The following is a 21,158-nucleotide window of genomic DNA, read 5'->3' on the forward strand; positions in this document are numbered from 1 at the left end:
ATCGACAAAATGACTGCCCCCGGGCTGGATGCTGTTGCAATCCGCCCGGGGGTCATTCTATTGAATCAATATTAATTTCACTTCTTGCGCAGTACCACGGCGCTACGGGCAGGAATATAGATCTTCAGCCATTCCTTGCCGTCTTTTTCATACAGGGGGTCAAAGTTGGTGGCGTGGATTACGCTGTCGTCAGCCAGTCCGTTGCCGCCGAATTCCACTGCATCGGTATTCAGCATGACCTTGTACTTCCCTTTGGGCACCAGGAAGCCGTAATCCGGGAAGGAACGGGTGGGGGAGAAATTAAAGACGAAAATCAGATCGCCACGCATATAGGCCAGTACCTGGTCGCCGTCATTGTGCCAGATTTCAATGACAGGCTGCTTTTGGAAGTTCTTTACGGTCTTGATGCAGGAGAGCATAGCCTGGTCGAAATCTCCCAAATAATGGTAGCAGAGAGCTTTATCGTCTACCAGATGCCACTGACGGCGGGCATACTTGTAGCTCCAGCCATTGCCTTCACGGGGGAAGTCAATCCACTCGGGATGGCCAAACTCGTTGCCCATGAAGTTCAGATAGCCGCCATTGATGGTGGAAGCAGTAACCAAACGGATCATCTTGTGAAGAGCAATGCCGCGATCTACTACACCGTTGCGGTCCTGCTTGCTGAAGTGCCAGTACATATCAGCATCGATGAGCCGGAAAATGATGGTCTTGTCTCCCACCAGTGCCTGGTCATGGCTTTCTGCATAAGAAACAGTCTTTTCATCCTGACGGCGGTTGGTCACTTCCCAGAAAATGCTGGAAGGCTTCCAGTCCTCATCTTTCTGTTCCTTGATGGTCTTGATCCAGTAATCAGGCACATTCATAGCCAAACGGTAATCGAAGCCATAGCCGCCATCTTCAAACTTGGCAGCCAGGCCGGGCATGCCGCTGACGTCTTCAGCTATGGTGATGGCACCGGGCTTCACTTCATGGATGAGCTTGTTTGCCAAAGTCAGGTAGCAGATGGCATTATCATCCTGATGACCGTTGAAATAATCTCCATAGCTCATGAAGGCTTCACCCAGACCGTGGCTGTAGTAGAGCATAGAGGTTATGCCGTCAAAGCGGAAGCCATCGAAATGGAATTCTTCCAACCAATACTTGCAGTTGGAAAGGAGGAAATGAAGCACATCGTCCTTGCCGTAGTCGAAGCAAAGGCTGTCCCAGGCAGGATGCTCGTGACGGTCACCGGGATAGAAGAACTGGTTGGGGTCGCCACAAAGGTTGCCCAAGCCCTCCACCTCGTTTTTCACGGCATGGCTGTGGACGATATCCATAATAACTGCCAGACCCATGCTGTGAGCAGTGTCAATCAGGTCCTTCAGCTCCTCAGGCGTGCCGAAACGGCTGCTGGGGGCAAAGAAGGAGCTGACATGATAGCCGAAGCTGCCGTAGTAGGGGTGCTCCTGGATAGCCATAATCTGCACGCAGTTGTAGCCGTCCTTCTTTACGCGGGGCAGGACATTATCCTTGAATTCCTTGTAAGAGCCAACCTTTTCTGCATCCTGTCCCATGCCAACATGGCATTCATAGATGAGAAGGGGAGCCGTATCCGCCTTGAACTTCTCATCGTGCCAGGTGAACTTTTTGCGAGGATTCCAAACCTGAGCAGAGAAAATCTTCGTCTCCTCATCCTGCACCACGCGCTGTGCCCAGGCAGGAATGCGCTCGCCTTCGCCACCACGCCAGTGAACCTTCATCTTGTAAAGATCACCGTGTTTTAGCTTCCCGGCGGGAATGACCAGTTCCCAATCCCCTGTACCGGGAATATGCTTGAGTTTGTAATCCTCATTTTCCTGCCAGTTGTTGAAGTCACCCACCAAGTAAATGGAAAGAGCGTTTGGAGCCCACTCACGGAATACCCAGCCACGACCCTGCTTATGCAGGCCATAGTATAGATGGCCCGTAGCAAAATCCGACAGGGAACGCTTGCCATTCTGAGTCAGCTGACTGATTTTCCAGAGGGCATGATCATGACGTCCACGGATAGCATGCTCATAAGGCCGCAGCCACTCATCATGCACGATAATACCCAAGTCTTTGTTTCTTGCCATAAAATTCGTCGCCACAGTCCATCCTGCAACGACTCAATCCTCCCATCTCAATGAAAATATATCCCTTGCAAAATTTTTACAATCTTATTATAGCATAAATTCTTCGGAAATGCTTGTTTTAAATTTGTAGACCATGTCCTGTAGACAAATGGCAAACAATGGCGTTATAATGGCAGGTACCGTATTATTTCCAGAGGCTGTATCAGGTGTTGAGGTGAAGATGGTATGCAGGAGGAAACAAAAGCCAAGATAGAAGCTGAAATAAAGGATTGGGAATATCTCAAGGAACTGCCTGAGATAATCCACGGGTTCCAGCTATGCCGGGAACAACGCATCGTTGAGAGCATGTATGACCTCTACAGCTATGTTCATCCTCAGCTGCACAAAAAAGCCGTCATCTACTATCATGAAGAGACTCATGAATATAAGGTACGCGTATATATAGGATTGATTGAGTTCTGTCGCATAGAATTCATCACAGCCAAACTGAAAGATTTTGAAAGACTTTTGCGTATGCAATTCGATGACCTTCTGAAGGATATGGAGACTTACAATCCTGACAGCCTCAGCAGCATAGTAATGAAAATGGGCATAAGAGAATGGGGAGATACTTGTTCTCTGCCGGAAAGCTGTGAAGGTTTCAATCTTTTCATTCGTCCACAGATACCAGAGAAAATAAACAACGGTTCTTATGTACTGATAAATTATGTAGATTTTACTATCGAAAGCGATTTTACCATCTACTACAATATCTACCGCAACGAATTTTTTGGCGAAGCCCGCATTTGGGATATACCAGATGTGAATTATGATTTTGATTCGTCCTCTCTTGAAGAACTAGCGGAGAAATTGCGTATTTACATGGTGCCGCGCTTGCAGGAAATAAGACAGAGAGCTTTGAAAGAAGCTGCATCAAAAGGAAGGTAAGAGGCATGATTATCATAGATAAAGCTGTGCTGCATATCATGGATTTGAATTCTGGCATGACGGTTTATTCAGATGAAGAACTTTCCATAAAAGACAGTATCGAAACATTTCTTTTAAAACATATCGAAAAATCCTGGAATAGTCAGGAGGCTAAGCCTGGCGAATTTTATGAGGACAGCTCCTTCAAAGATAAATTGAACTCATATATGATGGGAGAGACAGATTTCATTTCCTTCAGCAAGGATGTAGGCCGTACCTTTGAAGAAGCTTTCTGCCATGCTGAAGAGATGACTTCAGCCGACCTCATTATGGCAGATGTACGCATAGATGACCGCCGCCAAATCGTCATCTTCAAATGCGACAGTCATATTGGCTATATCCATCAAGTGAATCAGACGGAAAATGGCATCAAGAATGAGATTATCAATCATTATGCCATCATGCCAAATCTAACCCAGAAAATGGATGAATTTGCCTTTATTGATGCAGAAAATATGACAGTTTCAGTCAGCCCAAAACGTTATACAATTGATGGCAATCGCATTTTTGTTTTCCCGGAAATCATGCTGGAATGTTCATTGGACCCTTCGCCTAAGGAGGCAATCAAAAGTCTCAATAAAACAGTAAAAAAAGTTGCAGAAGCATACGGGCAGAATGAAGCTTCTTTGTCTGCTGCCGTCAAGAATTGTGTAGCCGAAACTATGCAAAGTGCAGATGAATTAGATCTGCAGGCTGTGGGCAAGGAAGTATTCAAAGATAATCCATCTATGCAGGCTGATTTTGAGGCAGCAATTCAGGAACAAGGTTTTGAAAAACCGGTAAAAATGGATCAGGAAAGCACTTTGAAAAAGATGTGCAAGCATAAATTAAAGACTGACACAGGCATAGAATTAACCATTCCCACAGACTATATGGACAATATTGAATATGTGGAATTCAATAATAATGAAGACGGTACTTTGTCAATAACCTTGAAACATATTTCTAATATTGTAAGCCGTAATTAAAAATGAAAGGAAGTAGTTCTTTTGGCATTTTCAGATAAGCTGTTGTCGTTGAAAAAAGAAGTTCTGCAGGAATCTGCGCCGCTGTTCAAGAAAGTTGAGGAGATAGCCGAAACCAATACTTTGAAGGTGCTTGACGCTATGCGTGAGTGCAAGGTATCGGATAGTCATTTCAATACCACTTCAGGCTACGCCTATGACGATATTGGCAGAGGCAAGCTTGAGGAACTTTATGCTAAGATTTTTGGAGCAGAACGAGCTCTGGTGCGTACCCAGTTCGTGTCTGGCACCCACGCTTTGGCCACGGTGCTCTTTGGCATCCTGCGGCCTGGCGATGAACTGGTATCATTGACCGGAAAACCTTACGATACCATGCAGACTGTCATTGGTTACGATAATCCGTCGCCAGGTTCTTTGAAGGAATTTGGCATCCAGTACAAGGAACTGCCCATGGAAGAGGGAAAAGTTGTGGTTGATAAAATCAACCACATTGTCAGCCGGGATACAAAATTAGCCCTGATTCAGCGTTCCCGTGGCTACAGCATGAGAAATCCTCTGTCCATTGAGAATATCAGGAAAATCACTGCAGAGGTTCATCGCATCAATCCGGATTGCATCTGCTTTGTGGATAATTGTTATGGGGAATTCGTAGATGTCCTTGAGCCGACACAGGTGGGGGCCGATATCATGGCAGGCTCCCTGATCAAGAATCCCGGTGGCGGCATTGCGCCAACTGGTGGTTATATCGCAGGCAGGGACAAACTGGTGGAGCTGGCCTCTTACCGCCTGACTGCGCCTGGCATGGGTGATGAGCTGGGAGCCAGCCTGGCTAATAACAGACTGCTGTTCCAGGGGCTGTTTCTGGCGCCTCATGTGGTTTCCCAGGCCATCAAAGGGGCAATCTTTGCTGCGGGCATGTTTGAGAAGCTGGGCTACAAGACGCTGCCCTTGGGCAATGAGGTGCGCGGGGATATCATCCAGGCCATTGAGCTGGGTTCAGCAGAGAAGCTGATTGCTTTCTGCGGGGGCATCCAGAAGTATTCGCCGGTGGATTCCTTTGCCAAACCGGAGCCCTGGGACATGCCGGGTTATGCTGATCAGGTAATCATGGCTGCAGGAACCTTCGTGCAGGGTGCTTCCATTGAGTTCAGTGCGGATGGGCCCCTCAGGGCACCTTACAATGTTTACCTGCAGGGTGGCTTGACCTTTGAACATGCAGTCATAGGCATCATGGGGGCAGCGCAGGCTATCGAGGATCTGCAGAGCTGAGAAAGGTCTTGCCAAGGCTTGCTAAAAATACTAAAATAAATACAGCAGATAGGACAGGCCAAATTTGGCCTGTTTTTTCCTCAAAATTCAACTGTGTTGTATTCCCGTACAACACAGTTGAACGTCAGAACAGAACATTTGGCATATTTTCCAGCGAGGATTTTTACATGAAAAAAGTGTATGACAATGTCAACCACATTTCTGAAGATGATTTTTCCGCAGTTTCCTTTGTCAACGACAACCCCCTGGCGCAGATTTCCATCAGCCAAACCATTACCCCGGATTATTTTGCCGCTCATTACCATGAATTCCTGCCACGCTACATAGCCAATGGCAATCCCAGCAGCAACACACTGAAAACTTATTGTTCCTGGATTGACCATTTCATCGGCTGGTGCCTGGATAATGGCCTGCATCCTGTATCCGTCACGGACTACCAGATGCGTCTTTTCCGGGAATACCTCATTGCCGAAAATTACCAGCCTGGCACCAATCACACAGTTTTCATGTCAATCAGGGCTTTTTTCTCTGCCGCCCAGCAACTTGGCCTCATCAATAATAATCCCTGCCAGGATGTCAGCGTAGCCAGCACTACTTCCCACAATCTGCTGAATTTCTATAGTCAGGATCAGATGCGGGAAATCTGCGAGTTTTTCGACCAGGAACCCGATCCGTTCATCCGCAACCGCAATATCCTGATACTTTATCTGATGGGCGTTGAAGGTCTGCGCAATATCGAGGTACACAGGCTATGCCGCGAGGATATCCGCTGGGACATCAAGATCATCATGATTCGGGGCAAGGGTGCTGCCGGGCGTCTGGACCCCATTTATCCCTGCTCTGAGACTTTCGATATACTCAAAGCCTACATAGATGCCATTCCTTCGGATAAGCCAATCAAAAAGGAGGGCTCCCTCACCCCCCTTATTTTATCAGACTCCAACAACAACGATTTGGGCCGCATTTCCCGCAATGGCCTGCGCTATATCATGAACAAAGCCCTGAAGATAACCGGCCTCAAGCAGCCCGGCCAGACCTGCCATATCTTCCGTCACAGCTGTGGCACCAATCTCTACCAGCAAACAAAAGACCTCCGCGTAGTCCAGGATACTTTGCGCCATAGAGACCCAAAAATCACCGCCCGTTATGCCCATGTGAATCAGCAGCTGAATAACAGAGTAACCTCAGGACTGGCCTTGCGTGGAGACAACGAGCAATAAAATCTTCCGAATCCATATATTTCCCTGGCAGTCAAAAAACCCGTGAGTAATTTCCTGGAGAAATGCCCACGGGTTTTACTATAATTACATATCAGGACGGATACCAGTCTTGCCGGTAAATTTATGATAGCTGCCACCCTTGCGGCGCTTCATGAGTTCGTTGAAAAGCTCCTCCGGGGTGATGTTGTGATAGGCCAGCAGCACCAGGCAGTGGTACCAAAGGTCTCCCATTTCGTAGACGATTTCATCTTTGGCCTGGTTCTTGGAGGCGATGACAGTTTCAACTGCTTCTTCGCCTACCTTCTTGAGAATCTTGTCCTGCCCTTTTTCAAACAGGTAGTTAGTGTAGGAACCCTCCACAGGATTCAAACGGCGATCCTGGATAACATCATAAAGGTCATTCAGTACCTTGGCCAGGGCAACTTGGGGTTCTTGCGGAACTACAGCAATGCCCTTTTCCTCAGTTCCCATCAGTTTCCTGCCGCTGAAGCAGGAATAAGTACCCGTATGGCAGGCAACACCAGTCTGGTGCACGCGCAGGAGCAGTGTATCGCCGTCACAGTCGTAGGAAATTTCCTTTACTTTCTGCACGTTGCCGGAAGTTTCTCCTTTTTTCCACAGGGACTGGCGGCTGCGGCTGAAGTAGTGGGCATAGCCTGTCTCAAGAGTTTTCTTCAATGACTCTTCATTCATGTAGGCAAGCATCAGCACCTGGCCGTTTTCTTCCTGCACTACTGCAGGCACCAGGCCTTTCTCGTCAAATTTAACCATGGAAACATCAACATTTGCTGCATCTATCATAATCTTACCTCCACTCCTCTGGACCTCAGATATTCTTTGACCTGCCTGATGCTGAACTGGCCATAATGGAACACAGAAGCAGCCAGCACCGCATCAGCCTTGCCTTCTGTCAACACATCGTAGAAATGGGACAATTCCCCTGCTCCGCCGGAAGCGATTACCGGCACCTGCACAGCTTCGGAGACAGCCCGCGTCAGGGGAATATCGTAGCCAGCCTTGGTGCCGTCTGCATCCATGCTGGTGAGGAGGATTTCTCCCGCCCCCAGTCCTACGGCTTTCCTGACCCATTCCAGGCAGTCAAGGCCTGTAGGCGTCCTGCCGCCGTTGATATATACCTCCCAGCTGTTTTCGCCATTCCTGCGGGCATCAACCGCCAGGACAATGCACTGCCGTCCGAATCGCTCCGCCCCTTCGCTGATAAGCTCTGGTCTCTTGATGGCGGCGGTGTTCAGGGAAATCTTATCCGCTCCGGCTTTCAGCAAAGCCCGCATATCCTCTGTAGTACGTATGCCCCCCCCTACGGTAAAGGGAATGAACACCTGGGAGGCACAGTCGCTGGCCACCTGCACCATGGTATTGCGCTTGTCACTGGAAGCAGTAATATCCAAAAAAACCAGCTCATCGGCGCCTTCTTCATCGTATTTGGCTGCCAGTTCCACAGGGTCGCCTGCATCCCGCAAACCCACGAAGTTAGTGCCTTTCACTACCCTGCCGTCCTTCACATCCAGACAGGGGATAATGCGTTTGGTGTAAGTAGATTTCTGCATCTATGCTGCCACTCCTTCTTCAACATCGTTGGTGACTCAATCCGGCCAGCCCAGCACCTTGTCCACGGCGTTCTGCCAGCCATCATACAGGGCGCGGCGGTGTTCTTCATCCATCTGAGGGGTAAAGCGAACTCCCTCATGCCACAGGTCGCGCAGGGCGTCTACATCTTTCCAGACTTTGGTGGCAAGGCCTGCCAGATAAGCCGCCCCAAGGGAAGTAGTTTCCGTGATATAGGGCCTGATGATGGGTATGCCCAGCATATCCGCCTGGAACTGCAATAGGAAATTGTTCTGGCTGGCTCCGCCGTCCACCCGCAAGTCCTGGATTTCCACATCTATGTCTGAACAGACAGCCTCGTACACATCCCTGACCTGATAGGCCAAAGCACAAAGCGCGGCCCTAATGATATGGGCCTTTTCAGTGCGCTCCTTGAGGCCGATGATCATGCCTGTGGTACGCATATCCCAATAGGGAGCTGAGAGCCCCCTGAAGGCAGGCACGAAGTAAACATTGTCCGTGTCCGGCACCTGTTTGGCAATCCACTCAGAGTCTGACATGGAAGAAAGTATGCCCAGTCCCCTGTGGAGCCATTCCAAAGTGGCTCCAGAAACAAAGATGCTGCCTTCCAGAGCATAGGTCACCTCATCGCCAATGCCCCAGGCAATGGTAGTAATCAATCCATTCTGGGAGTGATTGAATTTATGGCCGGCATTCATCAGGAAGAAAGATCCCTCGCCGTAGGAATTCTTGGCCTGGCCCTTGTCAAAGCAAGCCTGGCCGAAAAGGTCTGCCTGCTGGTTGCCGATGCAGGCAGCAATGGGAATGGCAGAGCCCAAGCAGGCAGGATCTGTCATTCCGTAGACATAGCTGGAAGGATGTACCTCCGGCATCATGCATTTGGGTATGTGAAAATGCTCCAAAAGCTCTTCATCCCACTGCAAATGTTTCAGATGGAATAGCATGCTGCGGGAGGCATTGGAATAGTCTGTGGCAAAAATGGCGCCGCCACTCAATTTCCACATCAGCCAGGTATCAACGGTGCCAAAGACCAAATCACCCTTTTCCGCCAAATCCCTGGCTCCCGCAACATTGTCCAGTATCCAGCGTATTTTGGTGCCGGAAAAATATGGATTGATGATGAGGGAGGTCTTTTGACGTATCTCCTCCTGCAACCCCTCCTGCCGCAGCTGCTCGCAGATCTGTGCCGTCTGACAGGACTGCCAGCTGATGGCGGAATAAACGGGGCGCCCGGTATAGCGGTTCCAGACTACCGTAGTTTCCCGCTGGTTGGTAATGGCTACCGCAGCAATCTCCTGATGACTGATACTGGCCAGACGGATAGCTTCACGTGCCGTCCAAAGCTGGGTACTCCATATTTCATCAGCATCCTGTTCCACCCAGTCAGCACAAGGGGCAGTTACACTGATCTTTTTTTCTGCATAGGACACCATCTCTCCCTGCTGGTCGAAGATGGTTGCCCTATTCTTCACCGTGCCTGAATCAAGTGCTAAAATGTAGTTTTTCTGCATCAGATTCTTCCTCTCAGCTGGCGGTTGTTTACAGATTGACGAATACATACAACTCATCATATTATAACGCAAATTGATTTATTTCGCTACATAAGGGTAAGAAATCTTCTTCTGCTTGCACATGCTCCAGATACCACTCAGTTGACAAAAGCAAAGAAATAGTGCTATAACTCTGCCGATAACAAGGGTCAAACAGCAACTACCAAGGATAAGACGGAGCAGACTGCCCCGTCTTATTTTTATGAGGGGAGACACGATGATGGAAAAAATCGAAACTGCCAGGCTTTGCCTTACCTTGGCAAATGATGAAGAAATGAACTGCCAGCATTTTCTTCACTTTTCTCCCACCACTCCATCCAGGAATCCAAAGATAGTGTCCCAATACTTTTCCTTATCCTGTTGCATGGCATAGCCATGCCCTGCACCACCTATCAGCAATTTCTCCTTCATGGTTGGGCAGACAGCGTACAGCTCATCCATCATACGGGGAGGAACAAGCCGGTCTTCCTCACCGTGTATGAAAAGGACTGGAACCTTCATCCTGCTCATTGATGTTATGGGAGCAGCCTCAGACAGCCTGGCCCCCGTTTTGATACCACTCACCACATCCACAAAACTCATGATAGGAAACGGCGGCAGACCAAATATCACGCCAAGCTGATCAGAAAACATCTCATAGGCACTGGTATAACCACAATCCTCTATGATTGCCGCAACATCGATTATATCTTCCCTGGCTGCAGACATCAAAACCGTAGCAGCTCCCATGGAGACCCCATGCAGCACAATCCTGGCATCCGGGTCATAATTTCTGACTTTCTGCGTCCAGAGGGCAATTTCCTCACTCTCCTTGACTCCCATAGTAATGAACTGTCCCTCACTCTGGCCTGAGGCACATAAATCAGGAGTCAGCACGTGAAATCCTCGAGCCAGATACTCCGTCGCATAGTCCCCGGCATAACGCTGGTCACGTCCGTAGCCATGCACCAGTATGGCCCAGTGGTGTCCTGATCTTTCTGGCAGGAAATGCGTTCCTGCTAAATGCCTGCCATCATTAGCTGCAATTTCCCAGTCTTCGCTTGGCATAGCGGGCTGTGCCGGAATAGTTCGCCCCTTATCCTGAATGCGCTCACAGGCGGCGGGCAACGCCATAGGGTCATTGTCATTGCCACGCTTCAAGGCATAATCCACGAAATATGCGCCAATCCAGTAGGCAATTGTCAGACACACCACAATGCTCCCCAGTAAAGCGCAGGCAGCTATGTTTTTCTTCTTCAACTGCTTCACTTCCTCAACAACATATATTGATAACAGATGGTCACCTTTATGAGTTATTCAGTCAAATTCCTAAACATCTTAGTACGTAGTATCTACCATATACCTTTTTTACACTGTCTTACAAAACGCAAATTACTATCCAACCCATAAGTACAACGGAAACATATAGCAGCATAGCCAGCAGGAAATGACGCTTCCGTCTGCCATCCTTTGGCAGAATTATGATTGCGCTGACAAGGTCAAGAATCAAGAACAACCCCAAGCACAAAATCCCAATAAACAGGAATACTATGATAAACTCCACAGGAGTGCCGTGCCCCATATGTTCCTTGCTATACACCTCTTCAAGAAATGCCGTAGTCCCCGCCCCCATAAAGCCAGGGGTAGCAAGCCCTAAGAGCAGAGCCAGGAGATAGTGAAATTTATGACTCATGGTCGGCGTTCTCCTGTTTTTTGCATATCCCCCATGTTGCATCTCCTTTCTCTCAAGTCTTCTTGAGCAACATCAAATAGGTGTTCTAGCTATCCTTTTGCAAGGATTCGTGTAAAGCTCTGATTCTCCTGCCCTTCAAAAGAATATTGAGGGAGTACAATCTTCACCGCAACCACCCTCCTGATGTATAATGTTTTCAAGACAAGAAAAAGGAGCACCATCTATGACCGACTATGAGCAGGAGTGGGACAACCTGCTGGGCATCAAGACCACAGGCCGTGATGACAGCATATCCGACTTGACCCGCTTCCCCTATGAACCCACTGACTACCGTGTCCTGGAGCAGGTTGCCAGCACTGGCCTGATAGGCAAGAAAAATACTCTTCTGGACTACGGCTGTGGCAAAGGCCGGGTAAGTTTCTTCCTCTCCAGCCAGACCAAATGCCATTCCATTGGCATAGAGTACAACCCCCGGCTGCTTGAGAGGGCCAAACTTAATCAGGAAAATGCTCCCCGGGGGCATCTTGTGACCTTCGTCCAGGCAGATGCCGCAGATTTCACCGTACCGCCAAGGGCAGACCGTGCTTTCTTCTTCAACCCTTTCTCAGTAGATATTCTGCGCAGGGTAATGGCTAACCTGCTTATTTCCTGTTCAGAGCACCCCAGAGAAATCCTGCTCTTTTTCTATTATCCATCAGAGTTCTATCTGGAGTACCTTGCCACACTTCCCCGTATAACCTTGGTGGACGCCATTGACTGCCGCTTCGGCAGCGAAGCTGACCCCAGGGAGAAACTTCTGATCTACCAAACAACAGGATACTGACACGAAAAAAGGAAGCCCGGAGCAGCGCCCCGGACCTTGGCATCTTTATGCAGTTTACAATATCCCCGTCACATACTGTACCAACAACGACATGCAAGCCACTGCCACCCAGCAGCAAAAGCCCAGGGCGATAGGGGCCAGACCGTGGCGCACGAGTTCCATCAGCCGGGTATTGAGGCCGATGGCGCACATGGCCAGCACGATGGCAAACTTGCCCAGGCTGCCCAAGGCATGGGCAAACTCTGCGGGCAGTACCCCTGTGGTATTCACGATGGAAGCTGCCACGAACCAGAGAATGAACCAGGGGAAAATCTTCCCCAACTTGAACCCCTGTCCCTGGCCTGCCTTTTCCCTAGCCATGAGCAAGGCAAAGATAAGGCATACGGGCACAATCATCAGGGCGCGGGTCAGCTTAACGATGGTGGCAAAGCCGCCTGCCTCCTCGCTGTAGGAATAGCCTGCCGCTACAACAGAAGAAGTATCATTCACCGCCGTACCGGCCCACATGCCGAAGCCGAAGTCCGACATATTCATCAGATGCCCCAAAAAGGGGAAGATGAATACTGCCAGCACATTGAACAGGAAGATGGTGGAAATGGAAAAGGCAATGTCCTTGTCCTTGGCCCCGATAACAGGCGCCACTGCCGCAATGGCCGAACCGCCGCAGATAGCTGTACCTGCGCCGATGAGGGTGGTAGTGCTTCGCTCCAGCTTCAGCAGCTTTCCCACGGAGAGGGCCACGGCAAAGGCGGTGAGCAGGGTGAAAATCATCACAGACAGGGACTGGGAGCCCACCTCCAGCACATGGAACAGATTCATTTCAAAGCCCAGCAGGATAATAGCGTACTGGAGGATTTTCTTCCCCGTAAAGGCAATGCCCGCTTCCACCGCCTGAGGACGGCGCAGCCCCGCAAAGATCATGCCCAGCAAAATGCCAAATACCGGCCCGCCTACAATGGGAAACTCCTGCCCCAACAGCCAGGCCGGCACCGCAAAGACCAGGGCAAAGAAAATGCCCTGGAGATGTTCTTTCTTCATAAAGGATCCCCCTTGCAATATCTTCATTGACAAGGGTTATCTTAGCATTTAGATTGTAATATGTAAAATACTATTATCAGATTGTTATCATAGGTGTTTGCATATATATCATATATACGCTTGTCTAACATGACTGACCTCCATCTCACGCTCTGTCGTAAGCAAACCGCCTTATCTCTCCCAGCCTCTTATAGAGATTCTTGCCAGGACACGCGGTGTCGTTGAGATCCCGATGCCCCACGATGACTCCCTTCTTCCTGGAATCCAGCCCATACTTCCGGCACAACCAATAGCACAATTCCTTTACCGCTGCCATCTGTTGCTCAGTAGGCTTGCCAATCTCGAAATTCCCTGCCAGGCATACGCCGATAGAGGTCTCATTGTTGTCCTGGGCATGAGCACCAACCTTCACGGGCTGTCTGCCCTGCTCAATCATGCCGTCTTTGCGGATCAGATAGTGATACCCTATCCCAGCCCAGCCGTTGTGCTCCTGATGGTACTTGTGTATAGCTGCAGCAGTAGAGTCCTTATCCACTCCCGGAAAGCCCGTGTGATGTATCACTATGAACTCCGTGGCCTTGCGGTCTTTATACTCCGTAAAATCAAAGAACCTCTTGTATATCATAGGCTCCGTATAGGCCGCCTCAACTTCCGACAGCTTCCACTCACCTATCATCAACCCCAGAAGGCAGACAGCACTCTGCCTCAGAAACTCTCGCCTGTCCATGTCCCCAGCCTCCTGCTTAAACCGAAAATCCATTCTGATTTAAAATACCTTCCACACTCCTTTATTCCAGTTTGTACCCCAAATGCGCAAAGACGTTTTGCAGCGGCTGCTTATCACGGATATCCAGCCAGTCATCAGGACGGCTGTTGTCATCAATCAGGATCAGCAGATAGTCCAATATCATCCGCCGGGCTGCCCACAGCCCCACCTCATTGGCCATAAATTTATGCCCTGCCAGACGCACAGCCCCATCCACATAGCTGTTGGCGATAATCAAATCTCCAATCACAGGCACCACAGCTTCCAGTGCTGACCAGACCTGCAAGGAAGAATCTCCTGGCTTATCACCCCAGTAAGGGCTGTGCTCCACAATCTTATATGCCATTTGCAAGGCATGGTTCTGAGCGATGTACTCCATAGCCGTCAGATCTTCTCTGTCCAGCGCCTCCACCATAGCTTTATACCGTGCGTATGGTCCAGCCTTTTCCTTGGCCGCCTTGGCCAGACGTGCCTCCCGAGCCTTAGCAAAATCAATTATGTCCATGTTTCCTACCCATTCTAGTTTTTCTATTTGTCTGTATACCATAAAGTATACCACATTCCAATGTGTTACCCCAAAAACACTCTAGTCTAGAATTACCTTAATTTCCACTGGTGTCTGAACATAATGTGAACCGTTCTTTGCACATTCAAAAAGGGCTGCGGGCAGCCCTTTTTGAATGTGTATGATTTTTGCCAGTAGAACTATCACCAGCGAATTCACGCGTGAACTTGTGACGCAATGCATCGTCTCATCACCCGCTTCCACACTATTCCCAGCAGAACCACGGCCAGACTTACCCCCAAGCCGACAAATACGGGAGACACGGCCGTGTGAATCAGACCAGCTGCTGCAGCGGAGCATATGGACAGTATCATGGAAGCCATTGCCCACTTGGAATCCAAAGCCTTGGGCCTGAATATAGCCAGTGTCAGAGGAATAAATACGCCGCATCCTCTAAGGGACATGGACAGGTAATTCCAAAACAAAATCTGCGACCCCTGATTTGACAGCGCAATAGCCATAGCTATAGCAATGGCTCCCACCACAGACAGCCTCATAAGCATGAGTTTTCCAGCTTCCGTCCGCACCTTCAACATAGGTTCCAGCATATCTCTGGCAACCATAGTGCCCACACCCAGGCTAAGACCCGCAATGGACCCTATAACCCCCAGAACAATGCCTCCCAAGGCCATTCCGCCCATCAATGGCGAGGCATATTGCAGCAGATATGCTGGCAGTGCCAGCATGGCTGGAAGTTCAGGATGTGCAGACTGCATATATATGCCCATCATGGCACAGGGCAGCCCTATGGGTATGGCAACCATTGCTGCCAAAATAAGCCCTACAGCTGCAGTTCTGGGTGTGGCCGCTGAGAAAATTGCCTGAATATATGTCTGGGTGCAGATCATGCCCACCAATACTGAAGCCACATTGGTCAGAATAGCGCTTGTGCTGGTGCCCCAAATGCTGAGAAAGCCTTCAGGTTTCTCTCCCAGCAGTTCTGGTGAGGTCGCCAGCCCCTGCCAGGCCGCAAATCCCAGCGCAAAAAGTGTCACAAAGAGTACCAGCATCTTCAGGATCCCACCTATAGAGGCCGTCTTCATTCCACCGAAAAAAGCGTACAGGATTACCAACAGCAATAGCAACCCCGCCGATATCACGGGTGAAAGTCCCGTCAAGGCAGCCAGCAAGCCAATCCCAGGGAGGATGCTGGATACTGCGCTGAACAGTATGCCAAAGGAAGTGGCGCAACTGGTAATCCTGCCTGCCCCTTTCCCATAATTGCCAACAATATACTGGGATATTGTCTCCAACCCCGTATAGCGCAGAGGACGGGCATAGATGAGTCCCATAAACAGCAAGGACAAGCCCACACCTATAGTAAACCATACAGCCGACAGACCTACAGAACCGGCCAGCTGCGCCGTGCCGATAGTGGCACCGCCTCCCACACAGGTACCAGCAATGCTCCCAGCTATCATGGGAACACCTGCCGAGCGGCCTCCCAGGCTGAAGCCTTCAGATGAATGCACCGACCTGGCTGCATACAAACCGCCACCAAGAACCAGACAAATGGTCATAGCCATTATAGCCAGGTGACCAATCGAGAATTCCAATACTATGCGCTTCCTTCCCCAAAAAGCAAACCACCAATATCATTGAAGAGCTGCCCAGCAATCGCTATCAGCTGACGCTATTGCATGGCATAATCTAGTGCTCATTCTAACTATTTCACCTTAAAATTTCAAATTTATATTTTTCGTGTCTGTAATCAGCATATGACCTGGTGCATGGGTAATCACGAAATCAGGCCGGGAATTCATGATGATATTCTGAGGTGTCACGCCGCAGGGCCAAAACACAGGTACTCTCAACTACATTTTCGTACTCCCCCTTCAATTCACCCTGCTCGTAAATTCTGTACTTGGGAATATCTGTAGCTATGTCCGCCTCCCTGGCTATATACTTGAGGAGCCTTTCCCCCGTATCGCTGACTTCCAGCAAGGGGCAAGGCCTGGGGTTTCTTTGAGCAAAAAGCAGGAAATCATAGGCAATATCCTTGGGCAGAGTCACCAGATTCGCCTGTGCATATCCCTTGCACATGCCGGAGGTCTGGCCAGTAATCCTGCCCGCCCTTATCTGATGCCTGACTTCTGATGGTAACCCTTATGTCCTGCTGCTTCCAAGGCAGATGACTCCCTCCTGCCACCAGCAGTTGTGCTTTGACCAAGTCTGTATCCGTAACCGCCTCAGTAACAGGATGCTCCACCTGTATACGGGTATTCATCTCCATAAAATAGAAATTCTTTTCCCGATCAACTATGAATTCCACTGTATCTGCCCCAGCATAGTTTACGGCTTTGGCTGCCAGTACTGCCGCTTTTCCCATCTGTTGCCGCAAATTCTCATCCACCACAGGAGAAGGTGACTCCTCCAACAATTTCTGGTGCCGCCTTTGGGTGCTGCAATCTCTTTCTCCTAAATGTACCACCTCGCCATATTGGTCAGCCATAATCTGTATTTCAACATGCCGGGCGCTTGTCAGATATTTTTCCAGATAAACGCCTGAATTGCCAAAGGAACGCTCTGCTTCCTGCATAGCCTGACGGATTTCACGTTCCAAATCCTCAGGTCTGTCAACCACCCGCATGCCCTTGCCGCCACCTCCTGCCGAGGCCTTGATTAGCACAGGATAACCGATTGCCTGCGCCGCTTCTGACGCCTGCCCGATATCTTCAATTACGTCTTCCGTCCCCGGTATGATGGGCACTCCAGCCTTTTTCATAGTCTGCCTGGCCACGGCCTTGTCCCCCATATCCCTGATGGCCTCAGGGCTTGGTCCTACAAAAATCAGTCCCTCATTCAGACAGGCCTCGGCAAATTCCGCATTTTCAGCCAAAAAGCCATAGCCTGGGTAGATTGCATCAGCTTCTGCAGCCTTTGCTGTCGCTATAATGCTGGCAATATCCAAATAAGATTTCTTAGCTTGTGCACTGCCTATGCAATAGCGTTCATCAGCCAGCTGCGCGGCCAACCCATCCAAATCGATATCAGAGCAAACTACAGCGGAAATTATACCCAGCTCACGGCAAGCCCTGATTGCTCGGCAGGCAATCTCCCCCCGATTCGCTATCAACAGCTTTTTAATCATTATGCCTCACACCTTAACCCTGAAAAGTGGCTGTCCATACTCCACAAAATCTCCATTTTTGACCAATATCTCTGCAATTTCCCCGCCACAATCTGCCGTAACCTCCGTAAAGAGTTTCATAGCTTCAAGAACGCAAACCACCGTGTCGGGATTTACTGCACTGCCAACTTCCACAAAGGGCTCAGCTTCCGGGTCTGCAGCTGCATAGAAAGTTCCCACCATGGGCGCTTTTATTTCTACCATGGCCCCGCTGCGAATTTCCTGCTTCCCTCTCTGAGCAGACGGTGCAGCCACCATTGCCTTGCCTCTATTCCCTTTTTCGATGGTCAGACTGCAATCGCCATTTTTGATTTCCAATCTTTGCAAGCTGGAAGCATCCAGAGTCTTCATCAAATCTTTTATTTCCTCAATGCTGATCATTGCCATTCCCCCTACGCTTTATGTTTCAATGCGATTTTCAGACTGCTCAGATAGCGTTCCATCTCCAGCAATTGCTCTTCCGCTTCCTTCAAAGGCACTTCCCTGAAGGAAATCTTCATACCTGGCCGCATCTGCGCCAGTCTGGGCAAATCTGCCCCTATGACTTGGGCAATCTTGGGATAGCCGGCTATGCTTTGATGATCAGCCATCAGAATTATAGGATTTCCATCGGCAGGCACCTGCACGGTACCGAAAACAGCAATCTCGCTGATCATCTCCAGCTGCTCCTTCAATAGCAGCCTGGGACCTTCCAGGCGATAGCCCATCCTATCTGAGGCATTGGTTATCGTGAATTGCTTCGTCAATAAATCATGCAATGATTCATCACTGAATGCCCCCATCTGCAACCCCTGCAGTATACCTATAGGACGCCTCATTTCTTTCCCGCTTAGATGGGGCAAGCTCACATACCAGGAAGCAGCCCGAAAAGATCTGGCACCCTTGCACAGCAAGTATTTCAATAGATGTCTGGCATAGCTGCCTGCCTGACCACTGCCAAGAACATCTCCCTTGGCAAGCGCCTTGCCCTGATTTCCCTGTATTCCTCAACACTGATGCTCCTGAATCTTACCAGGTCCCCTGCCTGCAATAAGGACGGGTGCTCTGCTGCAGGATCATACATATCCACGGCACTTCTCCCTATAATCTGCCAGCCTCCCGGGGTACTTATCGGATAGCCTCCTGTCTGACTGCCCGCAATGCCAATGCTGCGTGCAGGTATAGCCAGTCTCGGTGTTTCCCGGCGCGGCGTAGCTATGCGTTCATTCATGCCCCCAAGATAGGGAAAACCTGGACAGAAACCAATCATATAGCACAGATACTCACCACCGATGTGTATATCAACCACTTCATACTGGCTAAGACCATGGTAACTTGCCACATACTCAAGATCCGGTCCATATTCTTCACCGTAGCAGACAGGAATCTCAACCACACGGCTTGGCTCATCAGGCATACTGCCCATCTGTGTCAGGTACTCCTCCATCAACTCCCCTACAATCTGAAAAGCATTCAGCTTGTTTTTTCCTGCTTTTCTTACCACCCCAGGGGCATATAATACGGCCAGCCCTGTATAGGACACCACTGTTTCGATAAAACCAGCAAATGGGTGTTTCTCCACATAGTTGGATAGTTTCCTGGCTTGCCTGTTTATTTCAGGGCTTATGTTTTCTCCAAACTTCACATATAGGCAGCCTTCGCTGACCGGCAAAATCTGATAACTGTTTTCCATGTCAGTCTCCCTTAGCTAAAACAGGAGATTCCCTATGCAGGGAACCCCCTAAAATCATGATTCAGGCAAACAGCTTAGGCAGCTGGGTAGTCACAGCCATGATTCCCATAAGGACAACTTCCCACCTTGATACCCGCTGTTTCCAAAACTGCCCGTATTCTTTTGGCAAAGGCCAGGGCTTTTGCACCATCACCATGAACACAGATAGTATCGGCCTTGACAGGGATAAGCTTGCCACTGGCAGTTCTTGCCTGCCCTTCCCCAGCCATAGCCAGTGCCTGTGCGACGGCCTCTTCCTCATCCTCCAGCAAAGCACCTGGCTGACTTCTGGGAGTCAGGCTTCCATCTTCCTGATAGCTTCTGTCTGCAAACACTTCACTGGCAGTTTTTAGTCCCTTGGCCTTTCCAGCCTTGATAAGCTCGCTTCCAGCCAGGCCATATAGTATAAGATTCTTGTCAGCGTCATAAACCGCAGCCGCTATAGCATCTGACAGCTCCCTGTCCTTGGCCGCCATATTGTATAAAGCACCGTTCGGTTTGACGTGATGCAGCTTTAGCCCCTGAGCTGAGACAAAAGCCTCCAAAGCCCCCACCTGATAAAGCACTATACTGTATGCCTCCTCAGGTGAAACCGCCATTTTTCGTCTGCCAAAGCCGACTAAATCCGGCAGTCCCGGATGAGCCCCCACCGCCACCCCATGCTGCCTGGCCAGTGCCACTGTCCTCTGCATAACCAGCGGATCACCTGCATGAAAGCCGCAGGCAATATTAGCTGAACTCACCACTTGAAGTATTTCCTCATCGTGCCCCAGTGTATACCCTCCAAAGCTTTCCCCAAGATCGCTATTCAAATCTATGACCAATAAAATCCCCTCCTTTCAAAAAAGCCGACAGGTTGTGCAGAATAGATTCCTGCTCCTGTCGGCCCCATTGCCATAATTTGCAGCTATTGAAGATTCATTGCCAGTACCTGTACTGGGCTATGCAAACAAAAAGTGCCTGACAACAGAAATATGATACTTCTGTCATCAAGCACCTTTGCTTGTTGAAATATTATGTGGCTAATTTTATCCTTCATCCTTACTGTTGTCAAGCTGATACCGACACTTATACTGTATACACAGATGTACGTAATCACTGTTTGTTTTATATTGAGCATCTTACGATGCATTTGAATGGAGCAATCGGCTTCATGCAGGGAAAGCTTGGCCGGGTCATAACCAGCACAGGAAATACCTGTCCTTGGCCAGCAGTCTTATTCATTGCCTTGTCAAATCCTATTTTCTTTGCATTTTTCATGACAATCGCTCCTTCTGAGTTTCGTATATTTTTTCATCAGTTACTATAATATACGACTCTGGAGGGATTTCATTACAGACCACTGAGATAATCATCAGAACCATCATCAGCATATCAGGCAAGAAAATCACCTTTGGGACTATGGCTGTGTAAGAAATGCGGACTTATTTTCTTTTCCTGATACCACAAAAAGCCGCCTTTTGACTTCCATCAACAGGCGGCTTTTCTATACGTATGTAGTCCAAGACTTAGTTCTGGCCGAATCTCTCCTGAAGAACTGCCAAAACCTCTGCCGGATTCAAGCCCTTGCCAACAATGAAGTTTGCTACTTCCTCATTCTTGCTGGCAGCAGCAGCCTTCTCAACTTTAGCTAATTCGTCCTTCAAAGCCTTGAGCTGTGCAGTCTTAGTCTCGATTTTTGCCTTGATTGCCTCGATTTTCTGATCGTAATTAACCTGACGTGCCATTAAAAATTCCTCCCTGATAATAAATGATTTTGGGTATACCTTGCAAAACACAGATATTTTTAAATCATGATTT

At 49.2% G+C, this 21,158-nt stretch carries 22 protein-coding genes; 5 read left to right on the forward strand and 17 right to left on the reverse strand.

The features are described 5' to 3' along the window. Positions 1-77 precede the first annotated feature (77 nt). Complete coding sequence (locus P159_RS0110965; RefSeq protein WP_029544021.1) at positions 78-2,096, reverse strand: alpha amylase C-terminal domain-containing protein; 2,019 nt, start codon at positions 2,094-2,096, stop codon at positions 78-80. A gap of 225 nt (positions 2,097-2,321) precedes the next feature. On the opposite strand from P159_RS0110965, the gene P159_RS0110970 reads away from it, so the two are divergent. The 4 genes from P159_RS0110970 (at position 2,322) to P159_RS0110985 (ending at position 6,516) form a co-directional block, all read left to right on the forward strand. Next, positions 2,322-3,023 (forward strand): hypothetical protein, encoded by a 702-nt coding sequence (locus tag P159_RS0110970; protein ID WP_029544023.1) that lies wholly within the window; start codon positions 2,322-2,324, stop codon positions 3,021-3,023. 5 nt (positions 3,024-3,028) lie between these two features. Continuing rightward, a complete protein-coding gene (locus P159_RS0110975) occupies positions 3,029-4,030 on the forward strand; it encodes a nucleoid-associated protein (RefSeq protein WP_029544025.1) in 1,002 nt (333 codons plus the stop codon). A gap of 21 nt (positions 4,031-4,051) precedes the next feature. Beyond that, entirely contained in the window at positions 4,052-5,296 is a 1,245-nt protein-coding gene (locus P159_RS0110980; protein WP_029544027.1) for a methionine gamma-lyase family protein, read from the forward strand. Positions 5,297-5,463: 167 nt separating this feature from the next. Beyond that, positions 5,464-6,516, forward strand: coding sequence for a tyrosine-type recombinase/integrase (locus P159_RS0110985; protein WP_080705978.1), 1,053 nt, complete (start codon positions 5,464-5,466; stop codon positions 6,514-6,516). Positions 6,517-6,600: 84 nt separating this feature from the next. Here the strand turns inward: P159_RS0110985 and hisIE are convergent, their stop codons facing one another. The 4 genes from hisIE to P159_RS0111005 form a co-directional block, all read right to left on the reverse strand. Then, positions 6,601-7,317: a bifunctional phosphoribosyl-AMP cyclohydrolase/phosphoribosyl-ATP diphosphatase HisIE gene (hisIE, locus tag P159_RS0110990; protein WP_029544031.1), complete on the reverse strand. Its 717-nt coding sequence runs from the start codon at positions 7,315-7,317 to the stop codon at positions 6,601-6,603. Beyond that, positions 7,314-8,084: an imidazole glycerol phosphate synthase subunit HisF gene (gene hisF / locus P159_RS0110995; RefSeq protein ID WP_029544033.1), complete on the reverse strand. Its 771-nt coding sequence runs from the start codon at positions 8,082-8,084 to the stop codon at positions 7,314-7,316. The genes hisIE and hisF overlap by 4 nt, the downstream gene beginning before the upstream one ends. Positions 8,085-8,120: 36 nt before the next feature. Continuing rightward, a complete protein-coding gene (glpK, locus tag P159_RS0111000) occupies positions 8,121-9,614 on the reverse strand; it encodes a glycerol kinase GlpK (protein WP_029544035.1) in 1,494 nt (497 codons plus the stop codon). 333 nt (positions 9,615-9,947) lie between these two features. Beyond that, positions 9,948-10,892: an alpha/beta hydrolase gene (locus P159_RS0111005; protein WP_051650313.1), complete on the reverse strand. Its 945-nt coding sequence runs from the start codon at positions 10,890-10,892 to the stop codon at positions 9,948-9,950. A 656-nt stretch (positions 10,893-11,548) separates the two neighbouring features. Between P159_RS0111005 and P159_RS0111020 the strand changes: the two genes are divergently transcribed. Then, positions 11,549-12,148 (forward strand): class I SAM-dependent methyltransferase, encoded by a 600-nt coding sequence (locus P159_RS0111020; protein WP_029544040.1) that lies wholly within the window; start codon positions 11,549-11,551, stop codon positions 12,146-12,148. A 54-nt stretch (positions 12,149-12,202) separates the two neighbouring features. Here P159_RS0111020 and P159_RS0111025 read toward each other — a convergent pair whose 3' ends face one another. From P159_RS0111025 to P159_RS0111080, 12 genes are all read right to left on the reverse strand, one after another. Beyond that, complete coding sequence (locus P159_RS0111025; protein ID WP_029544042.1) at positions 12,203-13,186, reverse strand: YeiH family protein; 984 nt, start codon at positions 13,184-13,186, stop codon at positions 12,203-12,205. 145 nt (positions 13,187-13,331) lie between these two features. Continuing rightward, positions 13,332-13,913, reverse strand: coding sequence for a peptidoglycan recognition family protein (locus P159_RS0111030; protein WP_029544044.1), 582 nt, complete (start codon positions 13,911-13,913; stop codon positions 13,332-13,334). Positions 13,914-13,974: 61 nt separating this feature from the next. Then, a complete protein-coding gene (locus P159_RS0111035; protein WP_029544046.1) occupies positions 13,975-14,457 on the reverse strand; it encodes a hypothetical protein in 483 nt (160 codons plus the stop codon). Positions 14,458-14,672: 215 nt separating this feature from the next. Next, a complete protein-coding gene (locus P159_RS0111040) occupies positions 14,673-16,073 on the reverse strand; it encodes a sodium:solute symporter family protein (RefSeq protein ID WP_029544048.1) in 1,401 nt (466 codons plus the stop codon). A 120-nt stretch (positions 16,074-16,193) separates the two neighbouring features. After that, complete coding sequence (locus tag P159_RS21350; RefSeq protein WP_349254362.1) at positions 16,194-16,280, reverse strand: hypothetical protein; 87 nt, start codon at positions 16,278-16,280, stop codon at positions 16,194-16,196. Beyond that, a complete protein-coding gene (locus P159_RS19490; protein ID WP_051650314.1) occupies positions 16,264-16,530 on the reverse strand; it encodes a hypothetical protein in 267 nt (88 codons plus the stop codon). Before P159_RS19490 ends, P159_RS21350 begins: the two co-directional genes overlap by 17 nt. Then, complete coding sequence (locus P159_RS0111050; RefSeq protein ID WP_051650315.1) at positions 16,502-17,608, reverse strand: biotin carboxylase N-terminal domain-containing protein; 1,107 nt, start codon at positions 17,606-17,608, stop codon at positions 16,502-16,504. The genes P159_RS19490 and P159_RS0111050 overlap by 29 nt, the downstream gene beginning before the upstream one ends. 6 nt (positions 17,609-17,614) lie before the next feature. After that, positions 17,615-18,034, reverse strand: coding sequence for a biotin/lipoyl-containing protein (locus P159_RS0111055; RefSeq protein ID WP_221174092.1), 420 nt, complete (start codon positions 18,032-18,034; stop codon positions 17,615-17,617). Positions 18,035-18,039: 5 nt separating this feature from the next. Beyond that, positions 18,040-18,630, reverse strand: a complete 591-nt coding sequence (locus tag P159_RS0111060; protein ID WP_080705980.1) for a hypothetical protein — start codon at positions 18,628-18,630, stop codon at positions 18,040-18,042. Beyond that, positions 18,546-19,319, reverse strand: a complete 774-nt coding sequence (pxpB, locus tag P159_RS0111065) for a 5-oxoprolinase subunit PxpB (protein WP_072004147.1) — start codon at positions 19,317-19,319, stop codon at positions 18,546-18,548. The genes P159_RS0111060 and pxpB overlap by 85 nt, the downstream gene beginning before the upstream one ends. A gap of 74 nt (positions 19,320-19,393) precedes the next feature. Then, the gene (locus P159_RS0111070) at positions 19,394-20,182 is read right to left on the reverse strand and encodes a 5-oxoprolinase subunit PxpA (RefSeq protein WP_051650317.1); all 789 of its coding nucleotides are present in this window, start codon (positions 20,180-20,182) and stop codon (positions 19,394-19,396) included. 684 nt (positions 20,183-20,866) lie between these two features. Next, positions 20,867-21,085, reverse strand: a complete 219-nt coding sequence (locus P159_RS0111080) for a hypothetical protein (RefSeq protein WP_029544058.1) — start codon at positions 21,083-21,085, stop codon at positions 20,867-20,869. Positions 21,086-21,158 lie beyond the last annotated feature (73 nt).

This window comes from Selenomonas sp. AB3002, assembly GCF_000702545.1.
Taxonomy (GTDB): domain Bacteria; phylum Bacillota; class Negativicutes; order Selenomonadales; family Selenomonadaceae; genus Selenomonas_B; species Selenomonas_B ruminantium_A.